The 18,222-nt window shown below is 60.4% G+C and carries 16 protein-coding genes and 1 pseudogene; 10 read left to right on the forward strand and 7 right to left on the reverse strand.

Annotation, left to right across the window (positions count from 1 at the left end; translation table 11 throughout):
• The first annotated feature begins 4 nt into the window (after window positions 1–4).
• A complete protein-coding gene (locus ACTJJN_RS09965; protein WP_003253119.1) occupies window positions 5–319 on the forward strand; it encodes a tetratricopeptide repeat protein in 315 nt (104 codons plus the stop codon).
• Between the two features lie 54 nt (window positions 320–373).
• Here ACTJJN_RS09965 and ACTJJN_RS09970 read toward each other — a convergent pair whose 3' ends face one another.
• Together ACTJJN_RS09970 and ACTJJN_RS09975 are read right to left on the reverse strand one after the other, a co-directional pair.
• Entirely contained in the window at window positions 374–1,261 is an 888-nt protein-coding gene (locus ACTJJN_RS09970; RefSeq protein WP_003253121.1) for a lysophospholipid acyltransferase, read from the reverse strand.
• Between the two features lie 41 nt (window positions 1,262–1,302).
• Window positions 1,303–1,854 (reverse strand): DNA-3-methyladenine glycosylase I, encoded by a 552-nt coding sequence (locus tag ACTJJN_RS09975; protein WP_003253123.1) that lies wholly within the window; start codon window positions 1,852–1,854, stop codon window positions 1,303–1,305.
• 83 nt (window positions 1,855–1,937) lie between these two features.
• On the opposite strand from ACTJJN_RS09975, the gene glyQ reads away from it, so the two are divergent.
• From glyQ to ACTJJN_RS09995, 4 genes are read left to right on the forward strand one after another with little or no spacing between them, the layout of a single operon-like run.
• A complete protein-coding gene (glyQ, locus tag ACTJJN_RS09980) occupies window positions 1,938–2,885 on the forward strand; it encodes a glycine--tRNA ligase subunit alpha (RefSeq protein WP_003253126.1) in 948 nt (315 codons plus the stop codon).
• Complete coding sequence (glyS, locus tag ACTJJN_RS09985; RefSeq protein ID WP_088512650.1) at window positions 2,882–4,936, forward strand: glycine--tRNA ligase subunit beta; 2,055 nt, start codon at window positions 2,882–2,884, stop codon at window positions 4,934–4,936. The genes glyQ and glyS overlap by 4 nt, the downstream gene beginning before the upstream one ends.
• A gap of 3 nt (window positions 4,937–4,939) precedes the next feature.
• On the forward strand, window positions 4,940–5,467 hold the full coding sequence (gene gmhB / locus ACTJJN_RS09990; protein ID WP_003253129.1) for a D-glycero-beta-D-manno-heptose 1,7-bisphosphate 7-phosphatase: 528 nt from the start codon (window positions 4,940–4,942) through the stop codon (window positions 5,465–5,467).
• Window positions 5,468–5,513: 46 nt separating this feature from the next.
• Complete coding sequence (locus tag ACTJJN_RS09995) at window positions 5,514–6,299, forward strand: lysophospholipid acyltransferase family protein (protein ID WP_010951467.1); 786 nt, start codon at window positions 5,514–5,516, stop codon at window positions 6,297–6,299.
• A 174-nt stretch (window positions 6,300–6,473) separates the two neighbouring features.
• On the opposite strand, the gene ACTJJN_RS10000 is transcribed toward ACTJJN_RS09995, so the two are convergent.
• The gene (locus ACTJJN_RS10000) at window positions 6,474–8,093 is read right to left on the reverse strand and encodes an MFS transporter (protein ID WP_011953118.1); all 1,620 of its coding nucleotides are present in this window, start codon (window positions 8,091–8,093) and stop codon (window positions 6,474–6,476) included.
• A gap of 97 nt (window positions 8,094–8,190) precedes the next feature.
• Window positions 8,191–9,837, reverse strand: a complete 1,647-nt coding sequence (locus ACTJJN_RS10005; protein ID WP_088512648.1) for a GMC family oxidoreductase — start codon at window positions 9,835–9,837, stop codon at window positions 8,191–8,193.
• Window positions 9,838–10,071: 234 nt separating this feature from the next.
• On the opposite strand from ACTJJN_RS10005, the gene ACTJJN_RS10010 reads away from it, so the two are divergent.
• Complete coding sequence (locus tag ACTJJN_RS10010) at window positions 10,072–10,959, forward strand: LysR family transcriptional regulator (RefSeq protein ID WP_088512647.1); 888 nt, start codon at window positions 10,072–10,074, stop codon at window positions 10,957–10,959.
• Here the strand turns inward: ACTJJN_RS10010 and ACTJJN_RS10015 are convergent.
• Genes ACTJJN_RS10015 through ACTJJN_RS10025 form a run of 3 tightly spaced genes read right to left on the reverse strand, consistent with a single transcriptional unit; the run spans window position 10,948 to window position 13,956 of the window.
• Complete coding sequence (locus ACTJJN_RS10015; protein ID WP_014589206.1) at window positions 10,948–11,766, reverse strand: sulfite exporter TauE/SafE family protein; 819 nt, start codon at window positions 11,764–11,766, stop codon at window positions 10,948–10,950. The two genes, ACTJJN_RS10010 and ACTJJN_RS10015, sit on opposite strands and share 12 nt — an antisense overlap.
• Window positions 11,763–13,031, reverse strand: a complete 1,269-nt coding sequence (locus ACTJJN_RS10020) for an NAD(P)/FAD-dependent oxidoreductase (protein WP_088512646.1) — start codon at window positions 13,029–13,031, stop codon at window positions 11,763–11,765. The genes ACTJJN_RS10015 and ACTJJN_RS10020 overlap by 4 nt, the downstream gene beginning before the upstream one ends.
• Window positions 13,032–13,071: 40 nt before the next feature.
• Window positions 13,072–13,956, reverse strand: coding sequence for an MBL fold metallo-hydrolase (locus tag ACTJJN_RS10025; protein WP_003253146.1), 885 nt, complete (start codon window positions 13,954–13,956; stop codon window positions 13,072–13,074).
• 222 nt (window positions 13,957–14,178) lie between these two features.
• On the opposite strand from ACTJJN_RS10025, the gene ACTJJN_RS10030 reads away from it, so the two are divergent.
• The 4 genes and pseudogenes from ACTJJN_RS10030 (at window position 14,179) to ACTJJN_RS10045 (ending at window position 17,893) form a co-directional block, all read left to right on the forward strand.
• Window positions 14,179–15,471 (forward strand): sigma-54 interaction domain-containing protein, encoded by a 1,293-nt coding sequence (locus ACTJJN_RS10030; RefSeq protein ID WP_003253147.1) that lies wholly within the window; start codon window positions 14,179–14,181, stop codon window positions 15,469–15,471.
• Between the two features lie 131 nt (window positions 15,472–15,602).
• Window positions 15,603–16,010: pseudogene (locus ACTJJN_RS10035) on the forward strand (RcnB family protein).
• A 738-nt stretch (window positions 16,011–16,748) separates the two neighbouring features.
• Window positions 16,749–17,234, forward strand: a complete 486-nt coding sequence (locus ACTJJN_RS10040; RefSeq protein WP_440781219.1) for a hypothetical protein — start codon at window positions 16,749–16,751, stop codon at window positions 17,232–17,234.
• Window positions 17,231–17,893 (forward strand): hypothetical protein, encoded by a 663-nt coding sequence (locus ACTJJN_RS10045; protein WP_226342902.1) that lies wholly within the window; start codon window positions 17,231–17,233, stop codon window positions 17,891–17,893. Before ACTJJN_RS10040 ends, ACTJJN_RS10045 begins: the two co-directional genes overlap by 4 nt.
• Window positions 17,894–18,222 lie beyond the last annotated feature (329 nt).

Raw genomic sequence — 18,222 nt, forward strand, 5'->3', positions numbered from 1 at the left:
GGGCATGCGCGAATCGCTGGAGAAGATGCTGGCCAAAGGTGTGGATAACCCGCTGCTGAGGTTTGGCCTGGGCAAGGCCTGGCTGGATGAAGGCAACGGCGCTGAAGCAGCGGTGCACCTGGCGCGCTGTGTAGAGCAGGATCCGAAATACTCGGCAGCATGGAAGCTGCTGGGCAAGGCCTATCAGTTGCAGGGCGACCTGGCGGCGGCGCGCAAGGCGTGGGAAGACGGGATCGTGGCGGCGCAGGCCCATGGTGACAAGCAGGCCGAAAAAGAAATGACCGTATTCCTGAAGAAGCTCAACAGAGCAGCGGGTTGACGCGGTCCCTGTAGGAGCGGGNAAACCCGCTCCTACCAGAGGGCGGTGAATGGCTTAATACCAGCGCGGCTCGCCAGCCGGGCGCTTCTTGAAGCGCTTCATGCTCCACATGTACTGGCTGGGGTACTCGCGCACATAGCGCTCGACCACCTTGCTCATCGCCGCCGCCGACACATTCACGTCGGTGCTGTACATCTCCTCTGGCGCCGCCTCCAGGAACACCTTGAAGCCCGAGCCATCCGGCAACCGCAGCGCATGCAGGAACACACCTACCGCCTTGCCACCGGCCAGCATGTTCGGCACGAACTTGCTGGTCAGCGCCTGGGTGCCGAGGAACGGTACGAACACGCCCGCCGATTCCGCCGGCTCCGGGTCGGCAGGAATACCCACCTGGCCACCACGGCGCACTTCCTTGATCACGCTGAGGATGCCTTCCTTGGTCGACGGTGCCACGCGATTGCCCATCTGCACGCGCTGCTCGCGCAGCAGATCATCCACCGCCTTCAGCTTCGGCGGGCGGTAGAAGATGATCGGTTTGCACTGGTTGCAGTAGAAGTGGTTCAACACTTCCCAGTTGCCCAGGTGGCTGGTGATGCCGACCACCCCTTTACCTGAGGCCAAAGCCTGCTCCAGCACTTCCAGGCCATGCACTTCCTTGACCAGCTCCAGCGAGCGTTGTGGCGGCCAGATCCAGGCACAGGCACTTTCGACAAAGGATTTACCGATATCCCGCAGCGCCTGGCCCACCAGTTGCTCACGGGCAACCGGGTCCATCTCCGGGAAGCACTTGGCCAGGTTGATCCGTACCACGTTGCGCGAACTGTTGGGGATTTTCCACATCAGCCAGCCAATACCGGCGCCGACACGCTGCACAGCGCCCCAGGGCAGCTTGGCAAACAGGCGCAGCACCCCGACCATCAGGGCGCCCTTGAACTTTTCCACAGGCGAATTCCTTATTTCAGCAAGGCGCGCATTGTAACCCCTCAGCGCAACAAGGCGGCGTAGCGATCGCAGTCGGTGGTGTGGTCCATGACCATGCCGGTGGCCTGCATGAAGGCGTAGCAGATGGTCGGACCGACGAACGTGAAGCCAGCTTTCTGCAAGGCCTTGCTCATTGCCTTGGCTTCATCGGTAACAGCTGGCACGTCGCCGCGCGCCTTGAAGTGGTTGATCTTCGGCGAGCCGCCGACGAACGACCACAGCCATTCGGCAGGGTTATCCACAGCCAGCCAGGCCTGGGCGTTGCGCCGCGCAGCCTTGAGCTTGAGGCGATTGCGGATGATGCCTGCATCCTGCATCAATTCTTCGATGCGTTCGTCGCCCATGGCCGCCAGCTTCACGGGGTCGAAGCCGTACATCACCTGGCGATAACGCTCGCGTTTGCGCAAAACGGTAATCCATGAAAGCCCTGCCTGGAACCCTTCGAGCAAAAGCATCTCGAAGAGCAACGCCGGGTCGCGCTGTGGCATCCCCCATTCCTGGTCGTGGTAGGCCTGGTACAACGGATCGTCGGTACACCAAAAGCAGCGTGGCATAAGGCTCCAATGAGTAGAGGGCGAGGCGAATCAGGTTATACTCCCGCTCTTTACATCCGCATCCCCAGATACAGGTGAATTTCGTGAGCCAGCCTACGCCAGCCGTGCGTACCTTCCAAGACCTGATCCTTGCCCTGCAGAACTACTGGGCAGCTCAAGGTTGTGTGGTACTTCAGCCCTACGATATGGAAGTAGGCGCCGGCACTTTCCACACCGCTACATTCCTGCGCGCCGTGGGTCCAGAAACCTGGAACGCCGCCTATGTGCAGCCGAGCCGTCGTCCTGCCGACGGGCGGTATGGCGAAAACCCCAACCGCCTGCAGCACTACTACCAGTTCCAGGTGGTGCTCAAACCGAACCCGGCCAACTTCCAGGAGCTGTACCTCGGCTCGCTGAAAGCCATCGGCCTGGATCCGTTGGTGCACGACATTCGTTTCGTCGAAGACAACTGGGAATCGCCGACCCTCGGCGCCTGGGGTCTGGGCTGGGAAATCTGGCTCAACGGCATGGAAGTGACCCAGTTCACCTACTTCCAGCAGGTTGGCGGCATCGAGTGCTACCCGGTCACCGGTGAAATCACCTACGGCCTGGAGCGCCTGGCCATGTACATCCAGGGCGTCGATTCGGTGTACGACCTGGTGTGGGCCGACGGCCCGTTCGGCAAGGTCACCTATGGCGACGTGTTCCACCAGAACGAGGTGGAGCAGTCGACCTACAACTTTGAACATGCCAACGTCGACAAGCTGTTCGAACTGTTCGATTTCTACGAAAGCGAAGCCAACCGCCTGATCAAGCTGGAGCTGCCGCTGCCGACCTATGAAATGGTCCTGAAGGCCTCGCACACCTTCAACCTGCTGGACGCCCGCCGCGCCATCTCGGTAACCGAGCGCCAGCGTTACATCCTGCGTGTACGTACCCTGGCCCGGGACGTGGCGCAAAGCTATCTGCAAGCCCGCGCACGCCTGGGCTTCCCGATGGCCACCCCTGAACTGCGTGACGAAGTGTTGGCTAAGCTGGAGGCTGCACAATGAGTGCTCAAGATTTTCTGGTAGAACTGGGCACCGAAGAGCTGCCACCCAAGGCCCTCGCCAGCCTTGGCGACGCCTTCCTGGCCGGTATCGAAAAAGGCCTGCAGGCTGCTGGCCTGAACTACACCGGCAAGCAGGTGTACGCCGCGCCGCGTCGTCTGGCCGTGCTGATTCGCCAGCTGGACGTGCAGCAGCCTGACCGCAGCATCAACATCGACGGCCCGCCCCTGCAGGCTGCCTTCAACGCCGAAGGCGAGCCGACCCAGGCTGCGCTGGGCTTCGCCAAGAAGTGCGGTGTGGAACTGGCCGAGATCGACCAGAGCGGCCCCAAGCTGCGCTTCTCCCAGCACATCCCGGGCAAGGCCACCACTGACCTGCTGCCGACCATCGTCGAAGATTCGCTGAACGACCTGCCGATCCCCAAGCGCATGCGCTGGGCGGCCAGCCGTGAAGAGTTCGTGCGCCCAACCCAATGGCTGGTAATGCTGCTGGGCGACCAGGTGGTCGACTGCACCATTCTGTCGCAGAAGGCCGGCCGTGAATCCCGTGGCCACCGCTTCCATCATCCGGAAACCGTGGTCATCACTACCCCGGCCAACTATGTCGAAGACCTGCGTAAAGCTCACGTGCTGGCCGACTTCGCCGAACGCCGCGAGCTGATCAGCAAGCGTACCGCCGAGCTTGCCATGCAGCAGGAGGGCACTGCCATCGTGCCGCCGGCGCTGCTGGACGAAGTGACTGCTCTGGTCGAATGGCCAGTGCCGCTGGTGTGCTCGTTCGAAGAGCGTTTCCTCGAGGTGCCGCAGGAAGCCCTGATCACCACCATGCAGGACAACCAGAAGTACTTCTGCCTGCTGGACAGCGAAGGCAAGCTGCTGCCGCGCTTCATCACCGTGGCCAACATCGAAAGCCGCGACCCGAAGCAGATCGTGCAAGGCAACGAAAAGGTCGTGCGCCCACGCCTGACCGACGCCGAGTTCTTCTTCAAGCAGGACAAGAAGCAGCCGCTGGAAACCTTCAACGAGCGCCTCAAGAACGTGGTGTTCCAGGCTCAGCTCGGCACCGTGTACGACAAGGCCGAACGTGTTTCCAGGCTGGCCGCCTTCGTTGCCCCGCTGATCGGCGGCGACGCCCAGCGCGCTGGCCGTGCCGGGCTGCTGTCGAAGTGCGACCTGGCCACCGAGATGGTCGGCGAATTCCCTGAAATGCAGGGTGTTGCCGGTTACTACTACGCGCTCAACGACGGTGAGCCGGAAGACGTAGCCCTGGCCCTGAACGAGCAGTACATGCCGCGCGGTGCTGGTGCCGAGCTGCCGCAGACCCTCACCGGTGCTGCCGTGGCCATCGCCGACAAGCTCGACACCCTGGTGGGCATCTTCGGCATCGGCATGCTGCCTACCGGCAGCAAGGACCCGTACGCCCTGCGCCGTGCGGCTCTGGGCGTGCTGCGTATCCTGATCGAGAAGCAACTGGACCTGGACCTGACCGGTGCAGTCGAGTTTGCGGTCAAGCAGTTCGGCGCCAAGGTCAAGGCCCCCGGCCTGGCCGAGCAAGTACTGGAGTTCATTTTCGACCGCCTGCGCGCGCGTTACGAAGACGAAGGCATCGACGTGGCCACGTACCTGTCGGTACGCGCACTGCAGCCAGGCTCCGCCCTGGACTTCGACCAGCGCGTACAAGCCGTGCAGGCGTTCCGCAAACTGCCGGAAGCCGAGGCCCTGGCCGCGGTGAACAAGCGCGTGTCGAACCTGCTGAGCAAGGCCGAAGGTGCCATCGCCGAGCAGGTCGAGCCGAAGTACTTCGACAATGCCAACGAGTTCTCCCTGTACTCGGCCATCCAGCAGGCCGACCAGGCCGTGCAACCGATGGCTGCGGCACGTCAGTACAGCGAATCGCTGGCCCGCCTGGCGGCCCTGCGTGACCCGGTCGATGCCTTCTTCGAGGCGGTCATGGTCAACGCCGAAGACGCCAAGGTACGTGCCAACCGTTATGCCCTGCTCAGCCGTCTGCGCGGCCTGTTCCTGGGCGTGGCTGACATTTCGCTGCTGGGGTAAGCCTTGAAACTGCTGATTCTCGACCGTGACGGGGTGATCAACTACGACTCCGATGCGTATATCAAGACGCTGGAAGAATGGGTGCCGATCCCCGGTTCGGTCGATGCGATCGCGCAGTTGAGCAAGGCGGGCTGGACGGTGGCCGTGGCCACCAACCAGTCCGGCATTGCCCGTGGCTACTACCCGCTGGCAACCCTTGAGGCCATGCACGCGCGCCTGCGCGCGCTGGTGGCCGAGCAGGGCGGCGAGGTGGGCCACATCGTGTATTGCCCGCATGGGCCGGACGAAGGGTGCGATTGCCGCAAGCCCAAGCCCGGCATGCTGCGGGCGATCGCCGAGCATTACCAGATCGGCCTTGAAGGCGTCTGGTTCGTCGGCGACAGCAAAGGTGACCTGGAGGCCGCCCTGGCCGTCGGTGCACAACCCGTGCTGGTGAAGACCGGCAAGGGCGAGCGGACCCTGGAAAAAGGCGTCCCGGAAACTACACTGATTTTCGACGATCTGGCAGCTATCGCCAGAGAACTAATTTAAACAGTGCGCCTTCTGGCGCATTTTTCTCAGGCGGGCATGCCCCGCAATGGTACAAGCCACTATGTCGATCCTGCAGGCGATCAGAATCTTTCTTTTTTACCTGCTGCTGGGCACCAGTTCGCTGCTGTGGTGCTCGCTGAGCTTCTTCGTCGCGCCGTTCCTGTCGTTCCCCAAGCGCTACAAGTTCATCAATGTGTACTGGTGCCGCTGCGCGCTGTTTCTGGTGCGCACCATCCTGGGCATCGACTACAAGATCACTGGCGCCGAGAACGTGCCAGCTGAGCCTTGCGTGATTCTGTCCAATCACCAGAGCACCTGGGAAACCTTCTTCCTGTCCCAGTACTTCTCGCCGCTTAGCCAGGTGCTCAAGCGCGAGCTGCTGTATGTACCGTTCTTCGGCTGGGCCATGGCCATGCTGCGGCCCATCGCGATCAACCGCGACAACCCCAAGGAAGCGTTGCGCCAGGTGGCGAGCAAGGGTGACGAACTGCTCAAGCAGAAGACGTGGGTGCTGATTTTCCCAGAAGGCACCCGTGTGCCGTTCGGCACCATCGGCAAGTTCTCGCGCGGCGGTACCGCCCTGGCCGTGAATGCCGGGCTGCCGGTGCTGCCGATTGCCCACAACGCTGGCAAGTTCTGGCCCAAGACCGGTTGGGGCAAGCGTGCCGGTACAATCGAAGTGGTAATTGGTGAGCCGATGTACGCCAACGGCACGGGGCCACGTGCCATTGCCGAACTCAACGACCGCGCTGCAGCTTGGAACGAAGCGACCCAGCGGGCCATGGGATCGCTGCCGCCAGCTGCGGAAAAACCTCAGGAGCAGATGGCTTGACCTTCTGTGGATAACTTGTGTGCAGTTTTTGGATTAAATGCTTGAATTGATAGCTAAGTCTATGAATTTGCTAGTTATTTCTTTGTATGAATTTTTTCTGAAAATCGTGCATAAGTTTTTTTGAGGCATAAGAAAACCGGCTTTTACAGCCGGTTTTTTTATGGCATGTGGACATCAGACTTTGTCGATATCTACATCCTTGGTTTCTCTCAGACAGAAGATCCCAACCACCAGGCTGATCCCGGTCACCAGCACCGGGTACCACAGCCCGTAGAAGATATCCCCGGTATAGACCACCAGCGCAAACGATACGGTAGGCAGGAAACCACCAAACCAGCCATTACCAATGTGGTAGGGCAGCGACATCGAGGTGTAGCGGATGCGGGTCGGGAACAGCTCGACCATCACCGCCGCCAACGGGCCATAGGTCATGGTCGCGATCAGGATCATCGCCACGATCAGTACCACCACCATTACCTGGTTAACCTGCGCAGGGTCGGCCTTGGCCGGGTAACCAGCCTGCTCGATTGCAGCACGCATGGCGGTTTCGTCAAAGCCGTTGATGGTCTTGTCACCGATGTTGACCACCACTTCACTGCCGGCCACGCTTACCGAGCTGTACGGCAGGCCCTGCTTGACCAGGAAGGTCTTGACCTTGTCGCACGGGCTGTCAAAACGAGCCTTGCCCACTGGGTCGAACTGGAATGTGCAGCCTTGCGGGTCGGCGGTGACCACGATCGGCGCCTGACGGCTGGCAGCGTCGATCTGCGGGTTGGCGTAGTGGCTCAGCGCCTTGAACAGTGGGAAGTACAGTACCGTGGCCAGCAACAGGCCGAGCATCAGGATCGGCTTGCGGCCGATACGGTCGGACAACCAGCCAAAAAACACGAAGAACGGCGCGCCAATCACAACGCTGATGATGAGCAGGGTGTTGGCCTGAGCCGAGTCCATTTTCAGCATCTGGGTCATGAAGAACAGAACGTAGAACTGCGCCGTGTAGAAGGTCACAGCCTGCCCCGCGTTGATGCTGAACAGGGCGGTAAGCACCACTTTCAGGTTTGGCCAGGAGGTGAATGACTCACGGATGGGCGACTTGCTGACCTTGCCCTGAGCCTTCATTTTCACAAAGGCCGGCGACTCGTGCATGCTCATGCGAATCCAGGTGGAGATCGCCAGCAGCACGATCGACAGCAGGAACGGCAAGCGCCAGCCCCAGGTTTCGAACTGGTCGCCACTGACATACCGGCTACCCAGCACCACCAACAGCGACAACAACAGGCCCAACGTTGCGGTGGACTGGATGAAACCGGTATGCAAGCCACGCTTGCCGGGCGGCGCATGCTCGGCCACGTAAGTGGCGGCACCGCCATACTCACCGCCCAGCGCCAGCCCCTGAAGCATGCGCAGGATCACCAGGATGATCGGTGCGGCGATGCCGATGCTGGCGTAGGTGGGCAACAACCCCACAGCGAAAGTGGACAGGCCCATCAGCACGATGGTGACCAGGAAGGTGTACTTGCGCCCGATCATGTCACCCAGGCGGCCGAACACCAGCGCGCCAAACGGCCGCACCAGAAAGCCCGCAGCAAAGGCCATCAGGGCGAAGATGAAAGCGGTGGTATCGTTCACGCCAGCGAAGAACTGCTTGCTGATGACCGCTGCCAGCGCACCATAGAGAAAAAAGTCATACCACTCGAAAACCGTCCCGAGGGATGACGCGAAAATGATCTTGCGTTCTTCACGGCGGCTGGAGCTGCTGGCCGCCGCACCCTGCTCTTGGATGTAATCCGACATCGTTGCTGTCCTCGGCCCTTAGGCCACAGTGATTATTCTTGTTGTTCCACTGTCGGCGACTTCTGACCGCAAGCCGCCGGTACTGCACGCACCCGGGTCAGGGCGTCGGTAACGCGTCTTCGTTCAGGTAGGTCTGGGTAGCCGCTCCTTTGAGGATCAGTTGCGCCGCCTTTTCGGCGATCATCAGGGTGGGGGAACAGGTATTGCCGGACGTTATCTGCGGCATGATCGAAGCATCAGCGACACGAAGACCGGGGATGCCATGCACGCGCAGCTGGTTATCCACAACGTCCATGGCACCGTTGCCCATGCGACAGGTACCGACCGGGTGGAAGATGGTGGTGCCGATCTTGCCAGCGGCCTCGAACAGTTCTTCCTCGCTTTGCAGCGCTGGGCCCGGCAAATATTCCTTGGGCTCGAAAGCGGCGAGGGCAGGGGCCTGGACGATGCGCCGGGTAAGGCGAATGGCATCGGCAGCAACCCGCAAGTCCTGCGGAGCACTGAGGTAATTGGGGTCGATCAGCGGCGTGCTGTTCATGTCGGTGCTGCAGATGTCGATGCGCCCGCGGCTAGCCGGGCGCAGGTTGCACACCGAAGCCGTAAAGGCCGGGAACTGATGCAACGGCTCACCGAAGCGTTCCAGTGACAGCGGCTGCACGTGATATTGAAGGTTGGCGGTGGCCTGTTCAGGGCTTGAACGCACGAACGCGCCTAACTGGCTCGGCGCCATGGCCAGCGGCCCGCTACGGTCGTAGAGGTAACGCAGGCCCATGCCCATCTTGCCCCACAGGCTGTTGGCCATCTGGTTCAAGGTACGGGTGTTGCGGATCTGGTAAATCAGGCGCAGTTGCAGGTGGTCCTGCAAGTTGCCACCAACGCCTGGCATATCGTGGCGAACACCAATACCCAAGCTTTCCAGCAACTGACGCGGGCCGATGCCGGAGCGCTGGAGGATGCCCGGAGAACCAACCGCCCCAGCACAGAGAATGATCTCGCGGCGCGCCGCAAACTCATGCCAGGTCCCTTGCCAGAGCGCCTTCACCGCCCGTGCGCGGGTGTTGTCGAGCAGTACCTGGTCAACCTGCACGCCGGTCAGCACAGTGAGGTTGGCGCGATCCTTGATCGGCCGCAGGAAAGCTTTGGAAGCGTTCCAGCGCACACCACTGCGCTGGTTGACCTGAAAATATCCACAACCCTGGTTGTCGCCGGTGTTGAAATCGTCGACCTTGCCAATACCACTCTGCTCGGCGGCATCACGGAAAGCATCAAGAATCGGCCAGCTGTAGCGTTGGCGCTCGACCCGCCATTCGCCCACCGCGCCATGGTGCTCGCTGGCGCCGGCAAAGTGGTTTTCGCTGGCCTTGAACAGGGGTAACACATCTTTCCACGCCCAGCCGTCGTTGCCTTGCGCGGCCCAATGGTCATAGTCGGCGGCTTGGCCCCGCATGTAGATCATGCCGTTGATCGACGAACAGCCACCTAGCACCTTGCCCCTTGGATAACCCAAAGCGCGACCGCCGAGGCCAGGCTGTGCCTCGGTCTTGAAGCACCAGTCTGTGCGCGGGTTGCCGATGCAGTAGAGGTAACCGACGGGGATGTGGATCCAGGGATAATTGTCGCGGCCCCCCGCCTCCAGCAGCAGCACGCGGCAGGAAGGGTCGGCGGACAAACGATTGGCCAGCAGGCATCCGGCGGGACCGGCCCCTACGACCACGTAGTCGAAGACAGAATCGGCTGATGGCATGTGCAACCTCGCGCCTGTTTTTTATTCTTGTCCCGATCCATCTTAGTGAGTAATTTCGTGGATGAAACACGAGATTTCGCGCAGCCGCTGTGCGTTTTAGCACAGTGGCAAGCCTATACCGACCTTTTCGCGGGCTCGCCCGCACCTCAGGGATCACGTTACCTTCAGGGTGTTCACCGCACCTGTGGGGCATGCCCGTGAAGAGGCCGGAACGAACTGCCATAAAGGACAAGCATGTTCGACTGGAATGATCTGCGGTTTTTCCTCGAGTTGCAGCGCAGCGGCCGCCTGCTGACCGCCGCCAAGCGCCTGAACACTACCCACAGCACCGTGGCCCGGCATATCGAGAGCATCGAGCAGAGCCTGGGGACCGCGCTGTTCGTGCAGCATGCCCAGGGCTACGAGCTGACCCCCTCGGGCCAAGCCCTGCTCAAGCATGCCGAAGCCATGGAGAACGTCGCCTTGCTGGCACAAGAGGAAATCACCCAGGCCATCACCCCGCTGGGCAAGATTCGTCTGGGGGTAACCGAAGGCATCGGCATCATGTTCTTCACCCCACGCATGAACGCGTTGTTCGAGCGCTACCCCGGCCTGGAGGTGGAACTGGTAGCGGTGCCGCGTTTCGTCAGCATCCTCAACCGCGAGGCAGAAATCAGCATCCATCTGGAGCGACCCAACGCCGACCTGCTGATCACCCGCAAACTCACCGACTACCGCTTGGCGCTGTACGCCAGCCAGGACTACCTGGACCGCGCACCGCCACTGCGCAACCGCGAAGACTTGGCCCGGCACAGCTGGATCGGCTACGTCGACGATTTGCTGTTCAGCCAGGAACTGCTGTTTCTCAACAGTTTCTGCCGAGCACCCACCGTGGTGTTTCGCAGTACGAGCGTGATCGCCCAGCAAGCTGCCGCCCGCGCCGGGCTGGGCATCGCCGTGCTGCCCAACTACATGGCCCGCCACGACCCGACACTGGTGCGCGTGCTGCCGGGTGAGACCATCCAGCGTAGCTACTGGATCTGCACCCGACGCGAGCTGCACAAGTCTGTGCGCCTGCGGGTGGTGTGGGACTACCTGCTGGCGTTGTGCGCGGCCGAACAGAGCGAGTTGCTAGCCGAGTAGCGCTTTGCCCGCCAACAACAGGGCAGCGGCCCAACCTGCCACGGCAAACATCTGCTGCAGACGCGGCCCGGCCAACCTGGCTGCCAAGGGTCGCGCCAGCAGCAGACCGAGCACCGCGCCGACGGCAAACGGGGCGCCAACCTGCCAGTGCATGACGCCCGCAAGGCTGGCGCTGACCACACTGCCGGTAGAGACCAAGGCAATCACCGCCAGCGAAGTGGAAACGATGCTGGCCATGCGCAGGTTGGTGTAGCGGTTCAGGGCAGGGATGATGACGAACCCCCCACCCACGCCGAGCAGGCCGGACAACAACCCGGACAAGGCACCCGTGAATGCCAATGCGCGCGCGCAGGGTAGGGTCCAGCGCAAACGCCCCTGCAACGGGTTCAGCACACACGGCTCGATAAAGCGATGAGCGTCATTGGCTTCGCCACGCAGTTCTTTGGCCGCCTTGCGCCATATGCGCAGGCAGGCATAAACCAGCACGCCAGCGAATACCACCTGCAACGGTGCATTCGGCAGGCGGTGCGCCAGCATCAGCCCGAACGGCGCTGCTGCCACACCAACCAACGCAATGAACAGCGCAGCCCGATAACGTACCAGCCCTTGGCGCAAGCCCAGCACTGCGCCAACCGCTGCAGCCAAACCTACAGCCAACAGGCCCACCGGTGCCGCTTCGACCATCGATAACCCCAGGCCGAACACCAGTAAGGGTACAGCGAGAATGCCACCGCCTGCGCCGGTCAGCGCCAGCACAGCGCCGATGATTGCGCCAAGGCCCGCCCCTAACAGTTGATGCTCGATCACTGCCCACCCTCGGCTACCAGCTGCGGGCGTGCCAACCACTCGCGCCCCTTGAGCATGCCTTGCCAGTACAACGGTGGCAGCGCCTGTGCCTTGAGCAGCCAGGCCAGGCGTGTCGGCTTGCGGCCATCGAGTAACCAGTTGGGGAAGCTCGGTGCCAGCTTGCCGCCATAGGTGAATTCGGCCAGGACGATCTTGCCGCGCTCGACGGTAAGCGGGCACGAGCCATAGCCGTCGTACTGGGCCAGGGTCGCCAGCCTGCCCAGCGCCACCAGCACATTGTTGGCGACCACCGGTGCCTGCTTGCGGGCCGCAGCGGCGGTCTTGGCATTGCTGGTGTTAGCCACGTCACCCAAGGCATGAACGTTGGTGTATTTGCGATGGCGCAGGGTATGCGGATCGACGTCAACCCAGCCGGCGCTATCAGCCAAGGGGCTTTCGCGAATGAAGTCTGGCGCCACCTGTGGCGGTACCACGTGCAGCATGTCGAAGGCCTCGATGCGCGTTTCGCTGCTGCCATCGGGCAGGGTACGCAAGAATGTAGCGCGCTTTCCCGGGCCGTCTACGGCAACCAACCTGTGGGAGAAGTTGAGGTCGACGGCGTATTTTTCGATGTACTTCATCAGCGCGGGCACGTAATCCGCGACACCGAACAGTACGGCACCCGCATTGTAGAAGCTGGCTTTCACCGCCCCCAGATGGCCATGGCGCAGCCAGTGGTCACAAGACAGATACAGCGCCTTCTGTGGTGCACCGGCGCACTTGATCGGCATGGGCGGCTGGCAGAACAGCGCGCGTCCTTGCTTGAGCTTTTGCACCAGTTCCCAGGTATAGGGCGCCAGGTCGTAGCGGTAGTTGGAGGTGACACCGTTGCGGCCCAGGGTCTCGCTGAGCCCATCGATGGCCGCCCAGTCCAGCTTGAGGCCGGGGCAGACGATCAGCTGTTCATAGCTGATGGCGCGAGCATCATCGAGGATGACCAACTGGCCCAACGGGTCGAATCCTTTTACCCGCGCCTTGACCCAGCGCACACCGCGAGGAATGGTCGACGCCATGGTGCGAGCAGTGCTGGGTGCCTTGAACACACCGGCACCGACCATGGTCCAGCCGGGTTGGTAGTAGTGCACTTCGGCAGGGTCGATCAAGACGACGTCCAATGATGGGTCGCGGCTGATCAGGCTGGAAGCAGTGGCGATCCCGGCGGCACCGGCACCGACGATGACCACCTTGTGGTGGTCGGTATTGGCAGGGGACAACAAGGCAGGCATGGCGGCAAATCCTGGAAATCTGATTATGGGGGCAGGGCGGTTACAGCTTGTTCAGCGGGATCTTCAGATAGCTCACGCCGTTCGCCTCCGGAGGGGGTAGTTGGCCGCTACGCATGTTCACCTGCACCGAAGGCAGGATCAGTACGGGCATTTCGAGCGTCTTGTCACGGGCTTCGCGCATGGCAACGAAGCTGTCCTCATCGATACCCTGATGGATGTGAATGTTGCTGGCGCGCTGCTCGGCGACAGTTGTGACGTACTGCATGTCGCGGCCACCCGGCAGGTAGTCGTGGCACATGAACAACCGAGTCTGGTCGGGGAAAGCCAGCAGGCGACGGATTGAGCGGTACAAGGTGCGGGCATCGGCCCCGGGGAAGTCGCAGCGGGCGGTGCCGTAATCGGGCATGAACAAGGTGTCTCCAACGAACACCGCGATCTCGCCGGCATCTTCGATCATGAAACTCATGCACGCGGGTGTGTGCCCAGGCGTGTGCAACGCACGGGCCTGCAGGTTGCCAATACGGAAACCTTCCTCATCTTCGAGCAGCACATCGAACTGGCTGCCATCACGGGCGAAGCCGGGCTCTGCGTTGAACAAGGCGCCAAACACTTTCTGCACCTGGGTAATGTGCGCGCCAATTGCGGTATGGCCGCCCAGCTTTTCTTTCAGGTAGGCAGCCGCTGAAAGGTGGTCAGCGTGCACATGGGTTTCCAACACCCACCGCACGCTGGCGTTCAGTTCATTCACACGCTCGACCAAGCGATCAGCCGAAGCGCTACAGGTGCGCCCGGACTTGGGGTCGTAATCCAGCACGCTGTCGATCAATGCGCATTGTCGGGTTTCACGGTCCATGACCAGGTAGCTGATGGTCGAGGTCGCCTCGTCGTAGAAGGCGTCCACGTGAAGGTTGTTGCCGATGATCATCACGTTCTCCAATTTATCCGCCCCGCCTTGTACAGGCGTAGGCAGTGACAGGAGCTTTATCAAGATGCATGCCAGGCTTTTTGCCACTCACTGGCCAATAAAACCGGCCAGTTGCAGACCGCTGCGGGCAAAACTGGCAGCCCAGGTGGCAGTCGACTGACAGCCAATGGCAGTGTTTGGCAGTCCTTGTTACCCTGCGTCGGTCATCCATACGGTGCCGACATGCCTGAAGCCCATCCTCTCATCCTAGCTCTGGTTTCCTACCTCGAGCACGATGCCCTTCCGACCATCGTGTTGGACACCGACTACAACATCCTCGCCGCCAATGCGGCCTATCGCCGTCAGTTTGGCCGGCATGATCAGGCCCCACTGGGCGAGAAGTGCCACAGGGTTTCGCACCACTACGCTGTGCCGTGCGACCAGGCTGGCGAACATTGCCCGATGCGCAAGGCGTGGGACAGCAAGGTACCGGAGCGGGTATTGCACATTCATCACACACCACGTGGCCCGGAGCATGTGGATGTGGAGTTGCGGCCGATCCTGGATGAGCAGGGCAAGGTAGTGGCCTTTGTCGAACGCCTCACCACCATCACCCTCGCTTCGGCCCAGCCACAGGAGCAGGGGTTGGTCGGCCGCGCGCCAACCTTCAAGGCCGCGCTGGCCAGCCTGCAGCGTGCGGCACCGGCGCAGATCCCGGTGTTGCTGCAGGGTGAATCAGGGACCGGCAAGGAGCTGTTCGCCCGTGCAGTGCACATGGGCAGCCCCAGGGCCAACGGCCCACTGGTGGTGGTCGACTGCACCGGCCTGACCGAGTCGTTGTTCGAGAGTGAACTGTTCGGCTATGAGAAGGGCGCGTTCACCGGGGCGAATCAGCGCAAGATCGGCTTGGCCGAGGCGGCGCATGGCGGCACCTTGTTCCTCGATGAAATTGGTGAAGTGCCGCTGGCGATGCAGGTGAAGTTGCTGCGCCTGATAGAGTCCGGGAGTTTCCGTCCCGTGGGCAGCCTGCGCACTGTGCATTCGGATTTCCGCCTGATATCGGCCACCCATAAACCACTTAAACAAATGGTCGCGGATGGCTCCTTCCGAGAAGACCTGTATTACCGCATCAGCGGCTTCCCGATTCGTCTGCCTGCATTGCGCGAACGGGTGGAAGATCTGCCGCTGCTCGCACAGAGCCTGCTGCAGCGCATGGCCGGCCAGCCGACGCCCAGGCTGAGTGAAGACGCCTTGCAGCAACTTGCATTGCATCCGTTTCCGGGCAATATCCGCGAACTGCGCAACATTCTGGAACGCGCGCGTTTGTTTGCCGATGACGGTGTGATCAGGCCAGAGCATTTACCGGAAGACACTGGACTGACTGGCGCGGCTAAAGGAAGCGGCCGTCGCAATGACCTGGGTGAGCTGGCGCAGGCGCTGGAGCAGTTCAAAGGCTCGCGCAGTGAACTGGCCAGTCATCTTGGCATGAGTGAACGCACGCTGTATCGCCGCTTGAAAGCGCTCGGGCTGAACTGAAAGAACGCCAGACTTTACCGGACCTTTACCTGCGCCCTGACATTGAAAGGGAAAAATCGTGGTCTGATCAGTTAACCGAACCTGGCAATCAATACTTGCCAGGCGATTAACAGGCAGAGGACCGCATCAAAATGAAGAAAGCCCTAACCGTGATCTGCGCCGCGCTCATGCTCAGCACACCGCTGGCAAGCTTCGCGCAACCGGGCCCGCCTGATCGGCATGATGGCGGCCCATCGCACCAAGGCAACCCGCCACAGGGTCAACCACAGCACCAGGGCCGACATGACAATGGCCGCGGTCCTGCTTACCGTGATCCAAACTTCCACCCACAACAAGGCATGCCGATACCTCATAAGCAGTGACAGCGGGGTCATGCCGTTGATCCACATTACCGTGGAGACCGTTACTGGGTAACTGACTGGAAAGCGCGCCACCTGTATGCGCCACCTCGTGATCATCGTTGGCTATATGTGAATGGCGACTATGTGCTGGTGGCTATTGCCAGCGGTGTGATCGTGAACATTCTCACCGGCTACTGATTTTTTGCAGACACTAAAAAGCCCGCATCAGCGGGCTTTTTAGTGTCTGGCGAATTACACCTGATGTAGGTTCACAAAATAGGTGATAGGCCAGACCCCGTGAAATTGGAATCTTCGCCATTTTTTTTGTGAAATGAAGGGGTGCTTTTCACAGAAAAGCCGAGAAATCCCTACTCACCAATCACAAAAGTTGATTGGCCTGGAAAGGGCCGTTTACGACCGACGCGTGACTTTTCGGTAAGGGATGAGGAGTAGTCGCAGCGATCCTTTAGCTCCTAGTCTGGCGACCTTGGGTTCAGAATCCGACTGGCAATGCCCGCCGTCACTACTTCAGAGGAACCAGCTTCCTCTGCTGCCAAAATTGCGGGGGGCTCATGCTGGTACCCAGGCCCGACAAATGCGCAGTTGCAGCCCTCAATTGCAAGGCTATCCAAAGCGGCACGCGTGTCAATCAAGATCTGATGCATGACGATGGCCGGCCTCACGGAGGTGAAACCGGAGATTCAGATTGACTAAACCGACCCCGTAGACACCAACCTCCACGAAGGCCGCTATCGACCCAAAGCTGTCCTTCAAGAAAGGCAGCTAACGGCGAGAAGCGGTCATTTTGTATCTACAGGTTTCGGGGCGATTCACTCGTCTGATGCTCAGGAGCACCAGGATGGGCGTCAAGGAGGTGGTCATCTTGAGGTGGACTATGCTGACCAGTTGCTCTCAAATCTAATCGTGAGGTCCTCCATGGCAAACCCCAATCTGCTGGCTCTATTCAGAGATGAAGTCCTTCTGACCGGGCCTGAAAGCTCCCTTCCAAGCAACCTATCTCAGTTCTGGCTTGAGGAGCTCCAGAGTCATCTGGAGAGGTATTTCGACGGTTTGAACTCGGATTCAGATGCAGAAGAGAAGGATCTCGACATCTCTCTCCCACTCGCAGCGATCATCCACATCTTGTTCGCGAAGAATGGTGGGAGGAGATATCCGAGAGCTCTGAAAAGCTGTACGAGTATTTCCAAGACTACCGGCTCGAACTGGCCCTTGAAGAGATCACGCGAAAGACTCATGTGGCTGCCGAGGCTGCAACCATTGAGACCATCTTCACCAACCGAGATGTCCTGGTGGAACAAGGCCCCCTTCTTCAATAGGTACCTCCACCGATGCCATCGCCGGCGGGCACGCTCCGAGGCATTGATGGAATGCATTTTGACGGCTGCCGAGATCAGCGAATGAAAGAAATTGCTGCGCCGATGTTCGATCTAATCGCTTTGTCGCTTCCACGAGGGTTGGGGTTTGGGGACAGCCCGCCAGTAGGGGCATGGCTTAGTGAGGACGGAATTTCTTGTGCCGCTCTAACCCGAAATATCCATTCCGGCAGCTTCGGAATTGTCACCTTGCGGCGTCGTGTCGATAGCGTGTGGGTGCTCCTCAGCCATAGTGAGCGCACCACTGGCGAGTCTGAAGCCCGCGCCTCAATCAGCCATTTTCTCTATACCCAAGCCCATCCGCTTCCACTCCCTTCAGGTGAACGACGACGTGCTCCTCTAAGCAGAATGGGTAAGCGCACACCAAGCGTGGTGTTCAAATCACTATTTGATCCAAGCCGCCGTATTGGGGCGTGGGCGCTGAATCAACTGTATCTCGCACTGCCATCCCCAGACAGAAATTGGGTTCCCGATTGCCAGACTGAGAATTTTCACACCCGCCTCTGGGAAGCCCACCTATTAGCGATTTTTCGTGAACAGGGACTCTTGGTCACCCAGCCTAAAGAATCACCCGATTTTCACATCGAGAATAGGCTGGGAGATGAGGCCTGGGTTGAAGCAGTGACAGCCAACCCGGAAGAGCGGTATGAGCATTTTGGCGCCTCGCCGGTCCCCCCCACCCGCTGACCGACATGAGCGTTTCTTAGGAGCGGCTGCAGAAAGGTTTGCGAGGACCATCCAAAACAAATTGGACAAGCGTTACGAATCCCTACCGCACGTGGAGGGTAAGCCGCTCATTCTGGCCTTAGCCGATTTCCATGCGCCCAGTTCAATGCTGTGGAGCAGGGAGTCGCTCATCAGCTATCTCTATGGCTTTGCAGTTCACTCATCTGCGCATCGTGGTACGCACCTGATAACTGTGGAGGAAGAGACATCTCTGCTATCAGGGCGCCCCAACGGCCTATTTACGCTAATGGAAAATGCCCATCTTTCAGCGGTCATTTTCACCAATGCCT

The organism is Pseudomonas sp. 22515, from assembly GCF_052044625.1.
In the GTDB taxonomy this organism is placed as follows: domain Bacteria; phylum Pseudomonadota; class Gammaproteobacteria; order Pseudomonadales; family Pseudomonadaceae; genus Aquipseudomonas; species Aquipseudomonas alloputida.

Coding starts and splice junctions, on each gene's coding strand:
- ACTJJN_RS09965 (WP_003253119.1), top strand. CDS start 5: ATGCGCGAATCGCTGGAGAAGATGCTGGCCAAAGGTGTGGATAACCCG.
- ACTJJN_RS09975 (WP_003253123.1), bottom strand. CDS start 1,854: ATGCCACGCTGCTTTTGGTGTACCGACGATCCGTTGTACCAGGCCTAC.
- glyS (WP_088512650.1), top strand. CDS start 2,882: ATGAGTGCTCAAGATTTTCTGGTAGAACTGGGCACCGAAGAGCTGCCA.
- ACTJJN_RS09995 (WP_010951467.1), top strand. CDS start 5,514: ATGGTACAAGCCACTATGTCGATCCTGCAGGCGATCAGAATCTTTCTT.
- ACTJJN_RS10000 (WP_011953118.1), bottom strand. CDS start 8,093: ATGTCGGATTACATCCAAGAGCAGGGTGCGGCGGCCAGCAGCTCCAGC.
- ACTJJN_RS10005 (WP_088512648.1), bottom strand. CDS start 9,837: ATGCCATCAGCCGATTCTGTCTTCGACTACGTGGTCGTAGGGGCCGGT.
- ACTJJN_RS10010 (WP_088512647.1), top strand. CDS start 10,072: ATGTTCGACTGGAATGATCTGCGGTTTTTCCTCGAGTTGCAGCGCAGC.
- ACTJJN_RS10020 (WP_088512646.1), bottom strand. CDS start 13,031: ATGCCTGCCTTGTTGTCCCCTGCCAATACCGACCACCACAAGGTGGTC.
- ACTJJN_RS10025 (WP_003253146.1), bottom strand. CDS start 13,956: ATGATCATCGGCAACAACCTTCACGTGGACGCCTTCTACGACGAGGCG.
- ACTJJN_RS10030 (WP_003253147.1), top strand. CDS start 14,179: ATGCCTGAAGCCCATCCTCTCATCCTAGCTCTGGTTTCCTACCTCGAG.
- ACTJJN_RS10040 (WP_440781219.1), top strand. CDS start 16,749: ATGGCAAACCCCAATCTGCTGGCTCTATTCAGAGATGAAGTCCTTCTG.
- ACTJJN_RS10045 (WP_226342902.1), top strand. CDS start 17,231: ATGAAAGAAATTGCTGCGCCGATGTTCGATCTAATCGCTTTGTCGCTT.